The 23,175-nt window shown below is 47.4% G+C and carries 3 protein-coding genes; all 3 read right to left on the reverse strand.

Annotated features, from left to right (window positions below; translation table 11 throughout):
* Positions 1 to 18: 18 nt before the first annotated feature.
* From fenE to fenC, 3 genes are read right to left on the reverse strand one after another with little or no spacing between them, the layout of a single operon-like run.
* Positions 19 to 7,683: a fengycin non-ribosomal peptide synthetase FenE gene (fenE, locus tag NSU16_RS09840; RefSeq protein WP_339192581.1), complete on the reverse strand. Its 7,665-nt coding sequence runs from the start codon at positions 7,681 to 7,683 to the stop codon at positions 19 to 21.
* Between the two features lie 16 nt (positions 7,684 to 7,699).
* The gene (fenD, locus tag NSU16_RS09845; RefSeq protein WP_339192583.1) at positions 7,700 to 15,415 is read right to left on the reverse strand and encodes a fengycin non-ribosomal peptide synthetase FenD; all 7,716 of its coding nucleotides are present in this window, start codon (positions 15,413 to 15,415) and stop codon (positions 7,700 to 7,702) included.
* 25 nt (positions 15,416 to 15,440) lie between these two features.
* The gene (gene fenC, locus NSU16_RS09850; protein ID WP_339192585.1) at positions 15,441 to 23,123 is read right to left on the reverse strand and encodes a fengycin non-ribosomal peptide synthetase FenC; all 7,683 of its coding nucleotides are present in this window, start codon (positions 23,121 to 23,123) and stop codon (positions 15,441 to 15,443) included.
* Positions 23,124 to 23,175: the final 52 nt, after the last annotated feature.

The raw sequence follows: 23,175 nt of genomic DNA on the forward strand, positions 1-23,175 counted from the left end.
TCTCCCTGTCACGATTTTCTACAAGTCTTCCACCAAGCTGGATATACTGTCCAAATCCTCTGCCGTTAACGATTGGCTGCTGAAATCGCTCAGCGTCTTTTCTGTGTTCTGTTTTTCAGCACAGTGTTTCATAATGTCCTGCAGATAGCATTCAATTAGGTTGATAAGCCGCTCCATTGTCCTCCTGTGAAACCGTGCTGGCGCATAGCTGAGCTGAAAATGAAGCTGATTTTCTGCTGCCATCGCACTCATTTCAATAAGCTGTTCCCGCTTCCAAGTAATAGTGATGTCCTTACCGCTCCCAAGACCGGACGGGCGGAAACGGTCTTGTCTTCCTATGTCGTTGAACTGCCCCAAATAGTTAAAGCCGATTTCAGGTGTTTTTGAAAACACCATACTTTTATATTCGGGAGGTGTGATATATTTCAACATGCCGTAGCCTACCCCTTTGTTCGGTATCCGGCCCAATGTATCTTTCACGGTTTTAACTGCGGTTCCAAGCTCATCCGCTTGATTTTCAAAGTCAATAAGGACGGGGTAAATGGATGTAAACCAGCCAACCGTGCGGCTGATGTCTAAATCCTGCAGAATGTGTTCTCTGCCGTGTCCTTCCATTGCCATACGGAGCTTGTTGCCCCCTGTCCAGTCACAAATCGCTAAGGAAGCCGCCGTCAAAAGAATATCTTGTGTATCTGTGCCATAAGCGTGGTTTACCTTTTGCAGCAAGACCGCGGTGTCTGCTTCAGTGAGTGAAAAGCGCAAAGTTTCCCTTTCATTGCTGTTCATATTCTCCATATAAGGCATTTCATATGGCAGTTCCGCTGCTTTTTCCTCTTCAACCGTCCGCCAGTACGTTTCCTCGCGAATCAGCTTGCTGCTTTGGGCATAATCTTGAACTCGCCGTGCGTATTCAAGATAGGAATCTGTTTTAGGCGGGAGCTGTATAGCCTGTCCAGAAGCTGCTTGATGATATGCCGCTGACAGGTCCTCCAGTAAAATTCTCCATGATACCCCATCAACGACCAAATGATGAATCGTGAGAAATAAATAATCTCCGGTCAGCGTTTTAAACCAAGCGGCATGCAGTAATGGTCCTTGTTGGAGATTAATGCTTTGCTGAAGATTTGAAACTTCTTCTTTAATGCTCGTTTCCCAATCAATACCCGGATCTGAAACATCAGAAGTCCTTAAGCTGTACAGTTTGGATTCATGAATGTCTTGGTTGATTTGCAGCTGTTGTCCGCTATCATCCCGATAAATCATCCGCAGTGCATCATGATGCTCTGCCAGTTTTTTCAGTGACGCGCGCAATGCATCTTCAGACAAACAATCAGGACTAAACAGCATGACAGACTGGTTAAAATGGTGTCTATCTTCTATATCCTGAGAGAGGAACCAATGCTGAATGGGTGTCCATGGAACAGCTCCCTGAACAGATCCTTGGTCTATGACTCTTTCTGTCTTGCGGATGACTGCTGATAAATCTTTTATTTTCGGATGGCGGAATAAATCGCTTGCATGCAAGCTCCATCCATAACGCCCGAGGCGCGCGGATACTTGAAGAGCCTTAATAGAATCTCCGCCTAGTTCAAAAAACGAATCTTCTATTCCGATTCTCTGTGTCCCGAGAACCTCCTGCCATATGATTGCAAGCTGTTCTTCAAGGTCATTTCGAGGCGGGACGTACGTTTGTTTAGATGTGATATCTGGTTCAGGCAATGCTTTTCGGTTCAATTTTCCGTTGGCCGTGAGCGGGAGAGCATCCATTTCTATCATATAGGCCGGCATCATATAGCCAGGCAGCATTTGAGAAAGGTGAGTACGCACTTGTTCAGCATCTGTACCCTCTTTTACGCTTATATAGGCGCAAAGCTCCTTGCTGCCTAATTGTCCTGGTCGCGCCAATACAGCTGCTTCTTTGACACCGTCTATATGACGAAGCGCAGATTCAATCTCACCAAGCTCAACCCGGTACCCCCTTATTTTTACCTGATCATCGACACGGCCTACGTATTCAATTGTGCCGTCAGGCAGCCAGCGTGCCAGATCACCGGTACGGTACATTTGTTCGCCGGACGCAAATGGATTTGGCACAAATTTCTCTTTCGTCAGGTCTGGGCGACCAAGATAGCCTCTTGCCACACCATCTCCGCCGACACACAGTTCACCGACAGCTCCGGTCGGCTGCAGCATTCCCCATTTATTTAAGATAAATGCGGTTGAATTACCAATCGGCCGGCCGATTGGGATGGAATGATCATACGTTTTTTCAATGTGAAAGCAAGTCGAAAATGTTGTATTCTCAGTCGGCCCATATCCGTTCCAGATGGACAATTCTGGGCATGCTTGCTTGATTCGATTGACATGACTGGCTGACAGAGCTTCTCCGCCAATAATCAGATTTATGAGCCGGGAAAATATTTTCTCATTCTGTTCTGTTAAATGGTTGAAAAGAGATGCAGTCAGCCACATTGTGGTGATTCCGTTTTGTTCTATGTATCTCTTAAGCTGATGGGAATCCAGAAATGTTTCTTTATCTGTGAGATGCAAAGCAGCGCCATTTAGCAACGGCCCGAGTATTTCAAATGTAACGACATCAAAACCGAGTGAAGAAGTCAGCAGAAGCCGGTCTTCAGGTGTAAATTCAATGTAATTGCTGTTTTTAACGAGACGGATCACACTTCGCTGTTCAATCATGACACCCTTCGGTTTGCCGGTTGATCCTGATGTATAGATGATATAAGCGAGTGAATGTGGTCCTGCTGGAGATTCAAAGTTCTTCGCTTCTCCTTGTCCTTGAATCTCTTCAATGACGATTTGCTCACAATTATGCTCTAAGTCTAATTGTTGACTATTTGTTTTTTCAGATCGAAGGAGTATTTTTGCACCGCTGTCTGACAGCATATATGATATTCGGTCAGCGGGCAGATCCTTAGCAATAGGCAGATAGGCTCCTCCAGCTTTCAAAATGCCAAGCATTCCTGCTGCAAGTTCTGGAGTTCGTGTTGTCAATAATGCAACTACAGTTTCAGGTCCGACTCCTTTTCTCCGAAGAACAGCAGCAATCCTGTTTGCCCGGCTGTTCAGCTCCTCATACGTTAATGTTTGTTCATCGCCGGCCACTGCTATGGCATCAGGCGTTTGTGCAGCCTGTAACTCAAACAGCCTGCTGATGGTTTCATGTCTCGGATACTCTCTTTTTGTACAGTTGAGTTCATGGATAAGGAAATGGGTTTCATTCTCGTCCAATACATGTATTGTTCCAAGTGCTGCTTTGCTGTCTTGGATGATGGCGCGTAGCATATTCATTAAATAGTGAAGCCACATTTCGATCGTTTTTTTCTGATAGAGATCCGTGCTATATTCCATTTGAAACATCATAGATCCATTAGATTCCTCGTACGCATACAGGGTTAAATCGAACTTCGATACTTGATGTCCCATATTTGTTGCGGGCCGGAGACACAGGTCCTTCAGCTGCATGGATTCTTGGTCCATATTCTGAAGCACAAACATCACATCAAACAGCGGATTTCGGCTCATATCCCTTGTCACGCCGAGCTTGTCGACAAGCTCTTCGAACGGATAATCCTGGTGTTCGTAAGCTTCCAAGGCGGTCTCGCGAACTTCCTGCAAAAATTGCGCAAATGGCTTTCCGCCCTCCGGGCGTGCCCGCAGCGCCAGGGTGTTGACGAACATTCCAAGTATCGGCTCAAGGTCCTTGTGAGGACGTCCGGCAATAGGCGACCCGACGATGATGTCTTCCTGTCCGCTTAAGCGCGCCAATAACGCTGTGTAAGCTGCCAGGAGCACCATGTATAGGGTGCTTCCGTTCTCGCGTGCGAGCTTGTGAAGCCCGGCTGTGAGTTCTTGATCGAGCGTAAATGAAACTTGATCACCCGCGAAGCTTCGCACCGGCGGCCGGGCGTAATCAGCCGGCAGGTCCAGTACAGGCAGCTCACCTTCGAGCTGCTTCAGCCAGTACGCCTCCTGCGTCTTGTACGTGTCTCCTTTTTTAAAGGCCTCCTGCCATACGGCATAGTCTTTATATTGAATGTGAAGCGGCGGAAGCTCCTGATTGGCGTACAGCTCCCCGAATTCCCGAATGAGCGTATTGACTGAAACACCATCAGAAATAATGTGATGCATATCGACCAGTAATAGATGCCGCCCGTCTGATACCTTGACGGTCCCCGCCCGAAACAGCGGAGCTTGGCTGAGATCAAACGGCTGGATAAACGCTGCTGCGGCCTCCTGTTCAGGTTGCCCGCCGAGCACAGAGGTGTGGAATGTAAACGGCACTTCTTCATGGATGCGCTGAACCGGCTCGCCATCTGTGTCCGTTGTAAAGGACGTCCGCAGTGACTCGTGGCGTTTGATCAGCTTTTTGAATACGACATCCATTCTTGTAAGATCCAGCTTTCCTTCCAGCTCCAAGACTGCCGGCATATTGTAGCCTGTGCCTCCATCCTCCAGCTGCTGGAGCACATACATCCGCTTTTGGGCGGAGGAAACCGGATAGGACTCGCGTTTTTCTGCCGGCTTAATGGCTCCATACGGACTTTCCGTTCCTTCGCTGATGACAGAAGCCAAACCTTCTACCGTCGGATGGGCAAATACCTCCTTCAGCGGCACCTGGACGCCGAATTCCTTGGCGATCCGGGAGACAAGCGCGGTGGCTTTTAAGGAATGGCCTCCCCGGTCAAAAAAGTTGTCGTGAATGCCGACAGGGCCGCTTTTCAGCACTTCCTCCCACAGCTGGGAAAGCTTCATCTCTGTCAGGTTTCTCGGCGCCGAGTAGATTTCCCGATCTGCCGCTCCGTCAGGAGCAGGCAGCGCTTTTCGGTCGAGCTTTCCGCTCGGGGTAACCGGCCATTGTTCCATCTCAATGATATGAGCAGGAATCATGTAGCCTGGAAGCAATGTCTCAAGCTGCTTGCGCACTTCGTTTCTTCCGAGCCCTTCTGCATACGCACATAATTCCGCCTCGCCGCTTTCTGTACGAACAGTCACAGCCGCTTCCCGCACGCCTTCTATGCTTCTGAGCGCGGCTTCGATTTCTCCCGGCTCAATCCGGTAGCCGCGGATTTTCACCTGGTCATCCAGACGGCCGAGGAATTCCACTTGTCCGTCTGGCAGCCAGCGCGCCAAATCCCCTGTTTTGTACATTCGCTCCCCCGGATAAAATGGATCATCAAGAAAACGTTCTTCTGTTAATTCCGGGCGATTCAAGTAGCCTCTGGCGACACCGGCTCCGGCGATATACAATTCTCCCGCTACGCCGACAGGCTGTACGGATACATGCGGATCTAACACATACAGACGCGCGCCAGGCACAGGTTTTCCGATCGGAAGACGCAAGCGATCCCTGTCCAGCTCAGGATCATACGTGTAAAATGCCGCATCAACAGTTGCTTCTGTCGGCCCGTAGCCGTGAACGAGCGATGTCTCGGGCAGCGAAGAAGCAAAACGGGCTGCCGTATGAGGGGCCAGCGGTTCACCTCCGGCGAATACGCGCTTCAGGCTTCCCGGTGCTTCGATTTCCGCTTGGTCCAAAAAGCTGTTCAGCATGGCCGGAATAAAATGGGCCGTTGTAACGCCTTCCTCTCGAATGGCTTTTACCATCAATGCCGGATCTTTCTCCCAGCCGGACGGAAGCAGATAGGCCGAAGCACCTGAAAGCGTCCACCAAAACAGCTGCCAGACAGAGGCATCAAAGGAAAAAGACGTTTTCATCATAATGATGTCGTCTTCCTCTAAAGGAAACTGCATCTGCATGCCGGTCAGAAAGGAAACCGCCTGGCGGTGCTCAACGGCGACTCCTTTCGGCCGTCCAGTGGAGCCCGACGTATAGATCACATAGGCGAGAGAATCGCAGTCCGCTTGATGAAGAGAGTGATATTCGGATTCTTCATTCGCAAGAGCCGTCAGATCCACTTCAAGTGTCTTCCCCGAAAAATCAGGTGCCTTTAATCCCGGCTGTGTCAGCAACAATGCTGCCCCGCTGTCTCTCAGCATATAGCTCAGCCTCTCCTCTGGATATACAGGATCAAGAGGCAAATAAGCCCCGCCTGCCTTTAATACGGCGAGAACGGCTGTCAGCATGTCCGGCGAACGCTCGCTTAGAACACCAACAATGCTTTCCTTCGTGACACCGTGCGCCGTAAGGCGCGCTGCCAGCCTGTTGGCGTACATATCAAGCTGTGCGTAAGTCAGCGAGCCGCCAGAAAAGCGCAAAGCCGTCCGCTCCGGCGTCAAAGCCGCCTGACGTTCAAACAGCCCGTGCAGCGTCGGAGCTAACGCTGAAACAGCTCCCGTCGCATTATATTCAGCAACCATTTTCTGTGTTTTGTCTTGATCTAGTAACGTCATCCTTGAAACAGGAAGAGAAGGATCAGAGATGACAGCTGAAATCATATGCTGTAAATAATCTTTTATCTCAGCAATTATGCCAGGCTCATATAAACCTGTATGAAAATTGATGCGCACGAATAATGTGCGGCCTGGAATCACTTTGACGCTGCATCCATAATTCGTCTCCTCCGCCATCGCAAAGTTTTCCACTGAGAAACCGAACGATCCAGTCTGGTTTAGTCCTTCAATTTCTTCCTGGGTCGGCACGTTTTCAAACACGATAATATGATCAATGAGCTCTTGTTTAAGAGCACTCTGCGCTTGAATGTCATATAGAGGGAAATAGCTGTATGCTTCTGCTTCAGTCATTTCCTTTTGCATCCGACTGACCAGGTCAGAGAAAGAAAGAGATTTGCTTTGGACCCGGATGGGAATGGTATTAATAAAAAGGCCGACTATATTTTCTACATCTTTCAGCTCAGAAGGCCTGCCTGAGACGACTGATCCGAACACGGCATCGTCACAGCGATTGAATTTTTGCAGCAAAATCCCCCACAAAGCTTGGAAAACGGTGTTAAGCGTTGCACCGGATGCTGCTGCGATTTTCTGCAAATCGGACGTTTCTTTTTCAGAGATAGTAAACGTGACCTGCTGTAATTCACCTTCTGATACTTGCTCGTTTCTTTTTGGCAAAGAAGAAGCTTTCTCGAAGTGCTGCAGCCGCTTTTTCCAATACGCAGCTGCCTCTTCACGATCCTGCTGCATTAGCCATTTAATATATGTTCCGTACGGCTGAACTGGCTGCAAATATGGAAGCCGCCCTTCTCCCAGCGCTTGATAAATGTGGAGAAAGTCTTTAATGATAATGCCTAAGCACCATCCGTCCATTAAAATATGGTGATGGCTCCAAATGCACACGTAACGCTCAGGCGCCCATTTTAAAACGGATATTCTCATCAGTACATCCGACTGAAGATCAAAGCCCCTTTTTTTATCTTGTTCCTTGAATGCTTCTGTACAATGTTCTTTCTCTCTCTCATTAAGATGAGAAATATCTTCAAAATGAACACGGCAAGAACGGTCTTTAAGCACCACCTGACGAGGTTTGGCTACATTTTTGTAGATAAAAGTCGTTCGAAAGATTTCATACCTGTCAAAAACAGCGTCCATACTTTTCTGGAAACGGTCTAAGTCAAGCTGCCCCTTGATTGTAAAAGAAGCCTGTTCAAAATAAGCTCTCGACTGTTCATCATACAGCGAATGAAAAAGCATCCCCTCCTGCATAAAAGACAAGGGATATATATCCTGTATTTCGGGTTGCTGCGGCATCAATGAATCTCCTCTCCTATAGTTTGTTGACGGCTCCCATAATTTCACTTAAATCCTCCAGCGTTAATTCCTCATCAGTAAAATCAGCGGCACTCCATTCACGGTTTTCTTTGCCCGTGCAATGCTGGATTATGTTTTCAAGCGCATGTTTAAAATGATCGGCTAATGCCTGTATGGTTTGTTTCTTAAATTGAAGTCCGTTATAAATGATGTGCATGTGCAGGCACCCTGATGAAACGGCTCCGCTGATATCAAGCACATAAGGCCGCTCCCAATCCGGGCTGATTTCATTCCCTGTCTTAATATCAGAAATCTCAAAAGCCTTTGATTGAACATCCTGATCAAACTGGCCTAAGTAATTAAAGCTGATTTCCGGGTTGCTGTACTCAGCATCCCATATCTTGTTGATATATTTCAGCACTCCATAGCCTGCGCCTTTATGCGGTATGCGGTGCAGCATGTCTTTTGTCTGTTTAATGTATCGCCCCAGCCGCTCACCTTCATTCGTATAGTCAGAATCACTCATATCAAGCCATACAGGATAAATTGAAGTGAACCAGCCAACTGTTCTGTTCATGTCAATATTGTCAAGATAATCTTCTCTGCCGTGGCCCTCCATACTGATTTTGAAATGGTCAAGTCCCGTCCATTCCTGCAAAGCTAGGCCTAAAGCAGTCAGAAGGATATCATTTGTTTCCGTGTTGTATGCGTTGTTAGCAGCAGTTAACAGCAATTCTGTGTCTTCACGGGACAGCTCGAAATCAATTACTTCTGTATCTTTGAATGAGTTCGATATGATCGAATGATCTTTGGGAATTGGTTCAATATGCCGATCCTCCCGCTCTTTCCAATACGCGATTTCACGCTGCAGACGCCGGCTTTTTGAATAGTCAGCCAATGTTTGTGCATAGGTGAAATATGAATCTGTTTTTTCCGGCAGTTCGATGGGTTTTCCTGAGACTGCCTGTTCGTAAGCAATTGAAAAATCCTCAAATAAAATGCGCCATGAAACGGCATCAATGACTAAGTGATGAATCGTCAGAAACACATGGTCCCCATCTTCGGCTCTAAACAAACCAGCATGAAGCAAAGGGCCAGTCTCCAATCGAATGGTTTGCTGAATTTGGTTTGCCATCTCTTCAATCTGTTTGCGTGCTTCGGCTGATAAGCCCTGTGAATCACCTGCTGTATTTGAGTGGTGATCTCTTACATCAAACAGTTCAAAGGCATATAGCTCCTCATCTGGAATATCTGGTCCTCTGTTAACCTGTACAGGCTTGCCATCTTTGTAACGGCATATGATTCTCAGTGCGTCATGATGAGTCACCAAACTTTTCAGTGCCTTTCTGAGTGCAATGTCATCAAACCGTTCAGCCCGGTAGAGCATAACGGATTGATTAAAATGATGGGCTTCCAATGATTGTGAGAAAAACCATTGCTGTACAGGTGTCCAAGGCAGCTCACCTTCAACGGGCGTTTGGTCAATTACGCGAACAGCTTTGCGAACGCGAGCCGACAGTTCACCAAGCGTCTGATGCTCAAACATCTCACGCACTGTCGTTTCATAGCCTCGCTGCTTCAGCCGCGCACACACCTGCAACGCTTTTATTGAATCCCCTCCAAGCTCAAAGAAATTCGCGCTGACACCTATCTCCTCCGCTTCGAGCAGTTCCTCCCAAATGTCAGCCATCGCCTTTTCAATCTCATTTCTAGGGCTGATATCATTCTCAGCTAGAGCCCGCTTATCTGGTTCCGGCAGGGCCTTCTGGTCGAGCTTGCCGTTAACCGTCAGCGGGATGCTGTCAATCTGGATCAAACGGGCAGGCACCATAAAATCAGGCAGAACGGCTCTCAGGGCAGCACGGATATCTGCTTCATTTACAGCCTGTCCATCTTCCGCAACCATGTAAGCATAGACAGCGGATTGTCCTTGTTCATCAGCTCTTGTAATGACAGCCGCCTCTTTAATTATTGGTAGCTGAAGCAGAGAAGCCTGGATTTCACCGAGCTCGATGCGGTGTCCTCTCACTTTTACTTGATCATCAATGCGGCCCATATATTCCAGCTCTCCATTTGCCAGACGCTTTGCAAGGTCTCCGGTCCGGTATAATCTGTCTCCCGGAAGATAAGGATTAGGTACAAATCGGGCCCCGGTCAAATTATCTCTGTTCAAATATCCCCGGGCTACCCCTTCTCCGCCAATATACAGCTCTCCTGGAACTCCTGTAGGCTGAAGATTCATATAAGCGTCCATCACATAAGCCTGAAGGGTTGCCAACGGTTTTCCGATATTGCTTTTATTTTTTTCTATATCAGCTGAGGACAATTTCTTATATGTCACATGTACAGTTGTTTCAGTAATGCCGTACATATTGATCAGATCAGTATCAGGGTATTTCTCGTTCCAAGTTACAAGCATGCCGGGCTGTAAAGCTTCTCCGCCGAAAATAACGTATCGCACATGTAATCGGTCCGTATGGTTTTCTTCTTCATGAATGAGTCCGTAAAAAGCAGTTGGAGTCTGATTGAGTACTGTGACGCCTTCTTTTTTTAACAATAAGCGGAATGCATTCGGATCGCGGGCTGTTTCTCTGGAGACAACAACCAGCGTACTTCCATTCAGCAACGCTCCGAACATTTCCCATACTGAGAAATCAAAGCAATATGAATGGAATAAAGTCCATACGTCCTCACTGCCAAAATCAAAAGGCAAATCCTGATGCTTCAATAGACTCATCACATTGCGGTGCTCGACAACGACGCCCTTTGGCTGCCCAGTGGTTCCAGATGTATAAATCACATAAGCTGGCTGGTCTGCTAATATTTCTTGCACTTTCAAATCAGGCGAAATCAATTCGTTTTCGGCGTCATTCAGATATAAAATTTGCCCATGGTAATCCGCCGGTTTGTTGTGTCCGGGCTCTGTCAAGAGAATTCTTGCCCCGCTGTCATTCAGCATAAAGCTGATGCGTTCTTGAGGATATTCAGGGTCAATCGGCAAGTATGCCCCTCCGGCCTTTAGAATAGATAAAACACCAATCACCATATCAGGCGATCGATCAAACAATAAACCGATAATATCCCCGGATCGGACTCCTTGTTTCATCAGCATAGCCGCTGTCCGTTCTGCTTTTTCATTCAAGTCACGATAAGTCAGCCGTATATGATCGCATACCACTGCGGTATGTTCGGGATGTTGAGCTGCTTGTTTTTCAAATAAATGAACGATGCTTTCTTCTCTTGGATAGTCAGCATACTGACCCATCGTTTCAAGTAGCAATTCGCGCTCTGGAGCAGACAGCAATTGCATTTCCGAAAGCTTCATATGAATGTCAGAGGTTATTCCTTTCACCAGCTCAATAAAATGAGAGGCCCATCTAGCAATGGTCTCTTCTTCAAACAGCGCGGTACTGTATTCGAAGCGGCAGCGAATGCCATCGAAATGCTCCTCGGCGTGTAATGTCAAATCGAATTTAGATACATTGTGTGACGGGGTTACAGACGAGATAGATAAACCAGGCACTTCAAACCGGAAATCTTCGCTGTTTTGAAGCACGAGCATCGAGTCAAACAGCGGATTGCGATTGATCTCCCGTTTCGTTTCAAGTTTATTGACGAGCTCTTCAAAAGGATAATCCTGATGCTCGTATGCAGTCAGAGCAAGTTCGCGAATTTCCTGCAAATAAGAGCTGAACGTTTTGTGGCCCTCAGGCTGGCATCGCATAGCCAATGTATTGACGAACATCCCGATGACCCGCTCCAGATCAGCGTGCGGTCTCCCGGCAGCAGGCGAGCCGACAACCATATCCTCCTGTCCGCTCAGTTTGGAAAGCATGATGGAATAGACAGACAGAAGGAGCATATACATCGTCGTTCCCGTTTCAAACATCAAGCGGTGCAGTTCTTCCGCTGTTCTTTTATCAATGTTTACTTCAAATGTCCCGCCGCTGAAATCAGGCAGAAGCGGCCTCGTTTTATCAAGCGGCAAATCCAATACTGGAAGGCTGCCGCCAAGCTGCTTCAGCCAGTAGGCCTCCTGTTTGCTGTAATGCGTTTCCGGGAACTTCTCTTGTTGCCAAACCGCAAAATCCTTATAGTGCAGGTTTAAAGCTGGAAGCTCTTTTCCGCAATAAAGATCAGTGAATTCTTGGACGAGTGTACTCATAGAGATTCCGTCAGCAATGATGTGATGCATATCGAGCAGCAAATAGGCTCTTTCTTTTTCAAGAGATATCAAGCTTGCTCTAAAAAGCGGTCCAACCGTTAGATCAAACGGTTTGATAAAGGACGAGATCGCAGACTGCAGCATTTGTTCTGATTCAATTTCAAGCTCTTTCAGATCAGCTGTCAGCGCCGGATGAATCCTTTGCACTGGCTCACCGTTGTTCAGTTCAAATGAAGTACGCAATGATTCATGCCGATTCACAAGCTCTGTGAGAACTTTTCTCAATCTCCCGCGATCCAAATGTCCTCGCAGTTCCAGTACTGCCGGCATGTTGTAGCCTGTGCTGTCATCTGCCAGCTGGTAGAGAGCGTATAATCTTTTTTGCGAGAAAGACAGCGGATAAACATCTCTATAATCCGCAGGTTCAATCTGCGTAAAAGCATGCTCATGGAAACTCATCAGTTTGGCTGCCATGCTTTCCACGGTCGGATAAGAAAAAACGTCACTGAGCGGCAGCTCGATATTCAGCCGTTTATGTATTCTTGATACGAGTGTGGCTGCTTTTAAGGACTGTCCGCCTAATTGAAAGAAATCATCGCGAATACCGATTTGATTTCTGTTCAGTACCTCTTCCCAAATGCGTGCCAGTTTAGTTTCCATTAAAGTGTGTGGCGGCATGTACGTTAAGCTAGTTGTGTTTTCTGGTTCCGGAAGTGCGGAACGGTCGAGCTTCCCGCTGGATGTTAACGGCATTTGAGTGACTTTGATGATGCTTGCTGGAATCATATAGGACGGCAATGTACCGGCTAGATGCTGGTGCAGATTCGGAAGGCCGTTTCCCATTTCCGGAACGATATAAGCAACGAGTTCCTTTTCCTCATCAGACACATCACGGGCAAGCAACGCAGCTTCCTTCACTCCAGGTGCTTGCCGAAGAACAGTTTCAATCTCACTCAATTCAATGCGATATCCCCTGATTTTTACCTGATCATCAAAACGTCCAACATATTCAATCGTGCCATCAGGCAGAAAGCGCCCTGCATCTCCGGTTCGATATAAGCGTTCCCCTTTGAGGAATGGATGGTCTGTGAATGCTTTCTCTGTTAGCTCTGGCCGCTTATAGTACCCCCGTGCGAGACCCGCGCCTGAAATACACAATTCACCCGCCGCGCCTATCGGCTGCAGCTGATCTCCTTGTGAAATATATACTTTTGTATTGGCAATCGGGCGTCCGATCGTGATTTTCTCTTTTTCGTTCAGATGCCGAAGTATTGTTGTTGCCACACTGTTTTCTGTCGGTCCATATTCATTTGCAAGTTCAGCGGAGGGGCAAATCTTTCTGCTAGACTCTAGCAGGTCGGGAGTCACTGCTTCGCCCGCAAATGTCACGATACGAAGACTTTGTGCATCTTCAGCTGTCAGCACTTCTAATAACACCCGGTACAAGGAAGGAACAATAAGCATATGACTGACCTTGTATTGAGCTATTTTCCGTCTAAGGGCGAGCACGTCCTTCGCTTCGTTCTCTGTTGTCAGCAGCACGCATGCACCGGACAGAAGCGGAGTAAACAAGCTCGTCACGCAGCCGTCGAAAACATAGGAAAACAGATGAAGTGCTGTATCCCCTTTCCTCATGCCGTACTCTTCCCGTCTCCACTGCAAGGTATTTGCAATTCCTTGATGGTCAACGAGCACACCTTTTGGCCGTCCTGTCGTTCCTGACGTATAGATCAGGTAGGCAAGCTCACCAATCGATGCATCAGGAGAATCCGTTCTGTAATGTGTTGTATGTCCTGATGTCACAATACTGCCTTTATAGCCTGACGGGATGGATGAAATAAGTTCTTCTTCTGTCAGTAAGAGAGCTGCTTGACTGTCATGCAGCAGAAAAGAAAGCCGTTCTTTCGGATAACTTGGGTCAAGAGGCAGATAAGCGCCGCCGGCTTTCCAAATTCCAAGCAGGGCAGCAGCCATGTCCATTGACCGTTCCATCATCACAGCGACAATCCCGCCAGATCCAGCTCCCTTTTCTATCAGGGCGTGCGCAATCTGATTGGCTCTTTCATCTAATTGCCGATATGTCCGGCACTCATCTCCCATTCTCAAAGCAGCCGCGTCAGGTGTTTTGAGAGCCTGCTCCTCAAACAATTGAGATACCGTTTTGTTTGGATAATGGCACTCCGTTTCGTTAAACGATTGAATGAGCTTTTGTTCTTCAGGAGGCACAATGTTGATGTTTCCGACAGCAATATCCGGATTTGACAAAATACAATCCATTGCCTGCATGAGGTGCCCCTGAATCCGAAGCACCTCTTCCCGTTCATAAACGGCGGCATTGTAGCTGAATTTAATATAAAATGATTCACCTGGAACGATGACAACGTTAAAGTCATAGTTGGTTTGTTCTGACATAGAAATGTCATCGAGCTTCAATGCGTTTTCGTCATTTTCGCTTTGCCTATTGACTGCCTGCTGAAGCTGTACGGGATAATTTTCAAAGACAAGAATATGATCGATCAATCCTTGCTTCAAAGCACTGCGGTTTTGAATCTCATAAAGCGGATAATAACCATGCTGCTCAGAGCGTAAAGTATCCTCCTGCACGGATTTGACAAGCGTAGAAAACGCCATTTTCTCTGCAGATTGAATACGCACTGGAACGGTGTTAATAAACAAGCCGACCATTGATTCGATCCCGTCAATTGCAGACGGACGTCCGGAAACAACAGAGCCGAAGACCGCGTCATCGGTTCCGTTGTACCGATGGAGAAGAACACCCCATAGACTCATAAATAAAGTGTTTAATGTAACACCCCAATTTTGGGCAGCTGCTGTCAATTTCTGAACGATAGCCTGATCCAAAGAAAAACGGATATGTGCGGGTTCATATTCCTCGTTCGCTGAGCGGCTTTTTAGCTTGGGAATAGAAGCGGTCTTGCCGTACTCCTGCAGATAATCTCTCCAGTATGCAGCGGTTTCTTCTTTATCTTGTTCTCCGAGCCATTCAATATAACGGCTGTACGGCACCGTGCTTCCGAGCTGTACAGGCCTGTTATTTTTAAGTGAGTCATACATGCTGAAGAATTCTTTGAGGATGATGCCCAAGCACCAGCCATCCATGATGATATGGTGATGTGTCCAGACACATGTATATGTGCTGTCTCCTCTATCAAAAAGCGTAAGCCGCATTAACGGATCTTTTTGCAAGTGAAACCCTTTTTCCCGGTCCTGCTGCATAAAGTCTTCTATCAGAGCAAGCTGCTCACCATGTTTCAGGTGAGAGAGATCTTCCCTTTGTACGGTTAATTCACGGTTTGTCAGCACAACTTGCTGCGGCCCAGTGAGATCCGGCACCTCCTTAATGAATATGGTTCTGAAAATATCGTATCGGGAAACAAGAAGATTTAAGCTCTTTTGAAACGAATCGATACACAGGCTGCCTGTAATGGTAAACGAGGTTTGTTCCATATAAGCTTTAGAGCTGAAATCAAGCAGTGAATGAAACAGCATCCCTTCCTGCATGTACGATAACGGATAAATATCTTGGATCTGTGTTGCTTGCGTCATCAATTCCACACACCTTTTCCAAAAGTTAAAGACCTTTAACGAGATTTTCGATGCTAGATAATGCGGATGTCGTTAATTCTTTGTTGCTGAAATCGCTCAGCGTTTTTTCTCGTTCTTTTTTCTTTGTACAATGCTCAATGATCTCGATAAGATGACTGTGAAAGCTGTCCATCAAACACTGAATGGTGTTTTCGTGAAACACACGGGTGTAAACTGCTTTGACTTGCAGATGCCCATCTGTTATCAAAGCATTCATATCGAGCTCGTACTCTCTTTCTCTCTCCCCAGCTATTTCGTAACGAGGCTGATAAGAAGACAGTTGAAACAAATCCGAACTCTCATCTTCGCTGAATTGTCCAAGATAATTGAAGCTGATCTCAGGCTCTTTATGCTGTATGGCTCCCTTTTGGACTAATAAGCCGTAGCCCGTTCCCTTATGCGGCACTCTTCTCAGCCTATCCTTTGTCGCTTTGATTCTGTAACCGAGCTGATCTTCGGATGAATGCGGTACACTCATGTCCAGAAGGATAGGATAAATAGAAGTGAACCAGCCTACTGTTCGTGAAATATCAATATTCGGAACATGTCCTTCTCTTCCATGGCCCTCAGTGCTGATTACAATTTGTTCGTGTCCGCTCCATTCGTAAAGCGCCATTCCTAAGGCAGTCAGCAAAAGTTCGTTGGCATCAGTCCCATAGGCTTGCTGCGTTTCAAACAGCAGTTTTTTAGTCCAGTCACTGGCTAATACAAACGCAGCTGTTTCAGCACTGTTTTGATGCCTGTCCGACTCAGCCCTGTCCTTAGGCAGAAAAACGTTATGAGCATCCAAAGTCGTTTGCCAATATGTTATTTCTGATAACAATTGCCGGCTTCCGGCTATCTGTGCCAGACCATTGGCATATGATAAATAAGAATCGCTTTTCGGCGGCAGTTTGATCTCTGTTTGCTCCAAAGACTGTTGGTAGGCTGCAGCTACATCTTCAAGCAGAATCCTCCAAGAAACGCCATCTACAGCGAGGTGGTGGATCGTAATCAGCAAATGGTCTCCCTCTATCGTTTTAAACAAGCCTGCTTGCAGCAAAGGTCCTTCTTTTACATTCATATTGCTTTGAAGCACGATTTCCTCAGCAGCAAATTTTTCTTCCAAGAGTGTGCCTTTTGCCTGTTCTTTTGTCCAATCTGCCACGTGTAATCCGAACAGTTCGTTTTCAGTGATCTGAATGCCGCGATTGTACTGAACGACACGCCCGGCATGATTCTGTGTAAACACCATGCGAAGCGCGTCATGATGCTCAGTCAATTTTCGCAGCGCTTGACGAAGCGCGTCGGCATGAAACCCCTTTTCGCTGAAAAGCATGACCGATTGGTTGTAATGATCACGAAAAGCATGACGCTGATCGAAAAATCTGTTCTGAATCGGTGTGAGATCCGCTTCACCTTCGATAGGCCTCTGTTCAGCCTGAGATGTCAATGGTGTGATATGGCCGCTCAGCTCATGAACTGTTGGATAGCGGAATAAATCCTGTATAGTCATGCTCCAGCCTTCAGCTGCCAGCCGGGCGGACACTTGCAGTGCTTTAATAGAGTCTCCTCCAAGCTCAAAAAAGGAGTCGTGAATGCCAACTCGAGACACGCTCAGCACGTCCTCCCAAATCTGCGCTGTCATTCCCTGCAATTCGTTGATCGGTGCAGTATACGGCCGCGAGAAAGCTTCATTTGGTGCCGGTAAAGCTCTTCTGTCCAGCTTCCCGTTTAATGTCAGCGGCATCTTTTCCAAAGGAATGATATGCGCAGGAATCATATATGCCGGCAGCATTTTTGATAGAGCACCGCGGAGAACCGTTGTATCGGCATCTGACGGCAGAATATAAGCTGCCAAACGAGCCTGTCCATTCGTATCACTTTGAACCGTAACAACCGCTTCATTCACAAGTCCTGTTTGGAGGAGCACACTTTCAATTTCTTCTGTTTCGATTCTGTACCCGTTTATCTTTACTTGGTGATCTATCCGGCCAAGAAGTCTGAGAGTGCCGTTTGGAAGCCAGCAGGCCAGATCCCCTGTTCTATACAGTCTTTCTCCAGGCACAAATGGATTCTCTGTAAATTTCTTATCCGTTAATTCAAATTTTCCCTGATAGCCCTTGGCAACGCCGGCTCCGCCGATGCAAAGCTCGCCGGCAATACCGATCGGCTGTATTTGATCAGTCTGGCTGAGTACGTACAGTTTTACATTGGGAAGCGGGATGCCGATCGGTACGCTGTCTCCCGAATACTCTTCACCCATATTCATTTCATAGTAGCTTGAATCGATCGTGGCCTCTGTAACCCCGTAACTATTGATTAACCGCATTTTGCCTCCGAAACGCTCCGCCATTGTTTGGAAGTCATGAGCTTTCACTATATCCGAACCAAGAATAAGAATGTCTAAGTCAGAAAGACTAAGCTGATTGCGGTAGACATATTCCATAAATGGGACAATGAGTGCCGGCGTTGACTCCATGATCGTGATACGCTGGCGGTTCATCAATGCATATAATTCAGCAGGCTCAAGCCTTGTGTCATCAGGGCAAATGACTAGAGTCCCTCCGTTGGCCAGCGTTCTCGCCAAATCTCCTGAAAAGACATCAAAGGAGAAGCTCGCCATTTGAAGCAGCCTGACAGGCATTTGATCGAGCTGATATATTCTGCGCCAAGCAAGAACAGCATGAGCAAAGTTTCGGTGCGTAACGATAACGCCTTTAGGCGCACCGGTTGTTCCTGACGTATAAATGATATATGCCGAGTCCTCCGGGACAGGAGACGAAGCAAGATTGCAACTTTTTGCTTCATAGGAACTTTCATCATCAAGACAGACACGAGAAATATCACCTATATCTGAGCCTGAAATCAAATGCTTTACTTCATTTTGTAAAAGAAGAATTTCAGCCCCGCTATCTTTGAGAAGATATTCAATCCGGGCTTTTGGGTAATGAGAATCTATCGGAATATACACGCCGCCGGCTTTCATAACGGCTAAAATACCAACAATAGCATCAATGGATCGCTCCGCTAAAACAGCAACGATTGGCTGCTTCTCTTTTCCTTTTTCTTGCAGTGTGCGCGCCAGACGATTGGCTTTTTCGTTGAGATGGCGGTAGCTGATCTGTTTTTCACCGTCAATAACAGCTATATGCTCCGGTGTCTCTTCAGCCCTCTTTTCAAACATGCGATGAAAAACGGTATCAGTTTGAGAACATTCAACGTGAGGTTTGTTGAGTTCTATCAAAATCTTTTGTTTTTCTTTTTCGCTGAGTATATTCACTTGTGAGAGAGTGGTATTAGGATTTGACGTGGCAGCACGCAAAAATTCGGTAAAATGAGCCGCCCAGCGTTCAATTGTCGTTCTCATAAATACGTCGGTACTAAATTCCATGTCACATTTGATGACTCCATCTGATTCATCTGCAATCAACGTCATGTCAAATACAGAAATTTGATGAATGACATTTGCAGGCCGGGCTTTTATGTCTCCAAGATGAATGTCTTGCTTGTCCATATTTTGAAGAATAAACATTGTATCAAACACTGGGTTTCGGCTCATATCCCGCGTTACGCCGAGCTTGTCGACAAGCTCTTCGAACGGATAATCCTGGTGTTCGTAAGCTTCCAAGGCGATCTCGCGAACTTCCTGCAAAAATTGCGCAAATGGCTTCCCGCCCTCCGGGCGTGCCCGAAGCGCCAGGGTGTTGACGAACATTCCAAGTATCGGCTCAAGGTCCTTGTGAGGACGTCCGGCAATAGGTGACCCGACGATGATGTCTTCCTGTCCGCTTAAGCGTGACAATAACGCTGTGTAAGCTGCCAGGAGCACCATGTACAGGGTGCTTCCGTTCTCGCGTGCGAGTTTGTGAAGCCCGGCTGTGAGTTCTTGATCGAGCGTAAATGAAACTTGATCACCCGCGAAGCTTCGCACCGGCGGCCGGGCGTAATCAGCCGGCAGGTCCAGTACAGGCAGCTCGCCTTCGAGCTGCTTCAGCCAGTACGCCTCCTGCGTCTTGTACGTGTCTCCTTTTTTAAAGGCCTCCTGCCATACGGCATAGTCTTTATATTGAATGTGAAGCGCAGGTAGCTCCTGATTGGCGTACAGCTCCCCGAATTCCCGAATGAGCGTATTGACCGAAACACCATCTGAAATAATGTGATGCATATCGACCAGTAATAGATGCCGCTCGTCTGATACCTTGACGATCCCCGCCCGAAACAGCGGAGCTTGGCTGAGATCAAACGGCTGGATAAACGCTGCCGCGGCCTCCTGTTCAGGTTGTCCGCAAAGCACAGAGGTGTGGAATGTAAACGGCACTTCGTCATGGATGCGCTGAACCGGCTCGCCGTCTGTGTCCGTTGTAAAGGACGTCCGCAGTGACTCGTGGCGTTTGATCAGCTTTTTAAATACGACATCCATTCTTGTAAGATCCAGCTTTCCTTCAAGCTCCAAGGCCGCCGGCATATTGTAGCCTGTGCCTCCATTCTCCAGCTGCTGGAGCACATACATTCGCTTTTGGGCAGAGGAAACCGGGTAGGTCTCGCGTTTTTCTGCTGGCTTAATGGCTTCATACGGACTTTCCGTTCCTTCGCTGATGACAGAAGCCAAACCTTCTACCGTCGGATGGGCAAATACCTCCTTCAGCGGCACCTGGACGCCGAATTCCTTGGCGATCCGGGAGACAAGCGCGGTGGCTTTTAAGGAATGGCCGCCCCGGTCAAAAAAGTTGTCGTGAATGCCGACAGAGCCGCTTTTCAGCACTTCCTCCCACAGCTGGGAGAGCTTCATCTCTGTCAGGTTTCTCGGCGCCGAGTAGATTTCCCGATCTGCCGCTCCGTCAGGAGCAGGTAGCGCTTTTCGGTCGAGCTTCCCGCTCGGGGTAACCGGCCATTGTTCCATCTCAATGATATGAGCAGGAATCATGTAGCCCGGAAGCAATGTCTCAAGCTGCTTGCGCACTTCATTTCTTCCGAGCCCTTCTGCATACGCACATAATTCCGCCTCGCCGCTTTCTGTACGAACAGTCACAGCCGCTTCCCGCACGCCTTCTATGCTTCTGAGCGCCGCTTCGATTTCTCCCGGCTCAATCCGGTAGCCGCGGATTTTCACCTGGTTATCCAGACGGCCGAGGAATTCCACTTGTCCGTCTGGCAGCCAGCGCGCCAAATCACCCGTTTTGTACATGCGTTCACCCGGATAAAATGGATCATCTAGAAAACGTTCTTCTGTTAATTCCGGACGATTCAAGTAGCCTCTGGCGACGCCGGCTCCGGCGATATACAATTCTCCCGCTACGCCGACAGGCTGTACGGATACATGCGGATCTAACACATACAGACGCGCGCCAGGCACAGGTTTTCCGATCGGAAGACGCAAGCGATCCCTGTCCAGCTCAGGATCATACGTGTAAAATGCCGCATCAACAGTTGCTTCTGTCGGCCCGTAGCCGTGAACCAGCGATGTCTCGGGCAGCGAAGAAGCGAAACGGGCTGCCGTATGAGGGGCCAGCGGTTCACCTCCGGCGAATACGCGCTTCAGGCTTCCCGGTGCTTCGATTTCCGCTTGGTCCAAAAAGCTGTTCAGCATGGCCGGAATAAAATGGGCCGTTGTAATGCTTTCCTCTCGAATAGCTTTTACCATCAATGCCGGATCTTTCTCCCAGCCGGACGGAAGCAGATAGGCCGAAGCACCTGAAAGCGTCCACCAAAACAGCTGCCAGACAGAGGCATCAAAGGAAAAAGACGTTTTCATCATAATGATGTCGTCTTCCTCTAAAGGAAACTGCATCTGCATGCCGGTCAGAAAGGAAACCGCCTGGCGGTGCTCAACGGCGACTCCTTTCGGCCGTCCAGTGGAGCCCGACGTATAGATCACATAGGCGAGAGAATCGCAGTCCGCTTGATGAAGAGAGTGATATTCGGATTCTTCATTCGCAAGAGCCGTCAGATCCACTTCAAGTGTCTTCCCCGAAAAATCAGGTGCCTTTAATCCCGGCTGTGTCAGCAACAATGCTGCCCCGCTGTCTCTCAGCATATAGCTCAGCCTCTCCTCTGGATATACAGGATCAAGAGGCAAATAAGCCCCGCCTGCCTTTAATACGGCGAGAACGGCTGTCAGCATGTCCGGCGAACGCTCGCTTAGAACACCGACAATGCTTTCCTTCGTGACACCGTGCGCCGTAAGGCGCGCTGCCAGCCTGTTGGCGTACATGTCAAGCTGTGCGTAAGTCAGCGAGCCGCCAGAAAAGCGTAAGGCCGTCCGCTCCGGCGTCAAAGCCGCCTGACGTTCAAACAGCCCGTGCAGCGTCGGAGCTGCAGGCGAAACAGCTTTCGTTCTGTTAAATTCATATAAAATTTTTTCTTTCTCACGTTTTTCTGCCATATCTAATTCTTTTATAGTACGATGAGGATTTTGAAGCGCGTTTTCCAGCAACGTAAGCAGGTGGTGCTGAATCCGTTTAATGTCCTCAAGAGAAAATAATATATGTTGATAGTCGAAATTTAATTGAATGGCTCCAGTGTCTATCCGCTCCTGTATTTGAACAGAAAGCTCGTTCGCGGTGTATCCGCTGAAATAAAGCGCCGTCTCATAATTTAAATCATCCGCTTTTTTCCATTGAAGGGGATGGTACTGCATAGATATACCAATCAGGTTGTGTAAATCCTTGTGTTCTTTTCTTAATTCATTCACCAGCAAATTATAAGGAAATCTTTGATGGCGCATGACTGAAAGCTGTTCTCTGCCGACACTGCGCACAAAGGAAAGAAAATCGGCGTCAGAATCAACCGTTTTTCTGATTGGAAGGGAGCTGACAAACATGCCAAGCATTTCTTTCTCCGCCTTTGACCCCCTGTTTCCATAGTAGGTTCCGATTGCAAGGTCCGTTTTAGAGGTGAGGCGGCTGATACATATGTAAAATGAAGCCATAAATAAGGAAATCATACTGATTTTCTGTTCTTCGCAAAAAGCTTGGATGGAATGTGCAAGGTAAGGTGAAAGTGTGATGGTATCTCTCGATGCGGAGGTACTCTGCTTTTGTAAAGTGCTCTGTCCGGTTAGTGAGTGGTACACCGGCGGCTGTTGGTAGGTTTGCGTCCAAAATAAATGGTCTTTTTCAAAACGTGAAGATTGTAAGTACTGCCTCTCTTTTTCTATGTAGCTAAGGTAAGACGGCTCTTTTTGATCGGGTATAGGCTCCCCTTTTTTAATTTTTTGATACAGATCAATAATTTGATTTCCCATCAAATTTAAAGAGATGCCGTCCATGATAATGTGATGGAATTTCGCATATAGCCAAATCTCATGAGGGTGGATTCTAAGGAGATAAAATTGATACAGAGGCGAGTCAAGCAGCGTAAACGGAATTCTGGCTTGATCATGAATCCATTGCTCTGTTTCTGTCATTTCAGCATTTGTAAAATCTATTATTTCAAGTGATAATTCTTTGTTTTCTGCAAGATACAGACGAGGCTCTGACTCCGATTCAATTCCTTCTGTCAGCTGGAACCTGATTGCATCATTACGGGAAATTGAAAGGTTCAGAGCCAACTGAAGAGCATCAAGATCAACATCACCCCTGAATTTTACACAGGCGGTCAGATTACAGATGCTTGTACCAGACTCTAACAGTTCAGTAAACCAAACTCTCCTTTGGGCATGAGTTAAACCATAAGTATATTCTTTCAACGAATTCCCTCCAATTCTCATTATAAGAGGATAAGAAACTGAAATAATTACA

Source organism: Bacillus sp. FSL K6-1003, from assembly GCF_037964945.1.
GTDB lineage: Bacteria > Bacillota > Bacilli > Bacillales > Bacillaceae > Bacillus > Bacillus mojavensis.

What these genes read in the sequence shown, in the direction of transcription:
- fenE (WP_339192581.1), bottom strand. Translation starts at nt 7,683, where the DNA reads ATGCCGCAGCAACCCGAAATACAGGATATATATCCCTTGTCTTTTATG.
- fenD (WP_339192583.1), bottom strand. Translation starts at nt 15,415, where the DNA reads ATGACGCAAGCAACACAGATCCAAGATATTTATCCGTTATCGTACATG.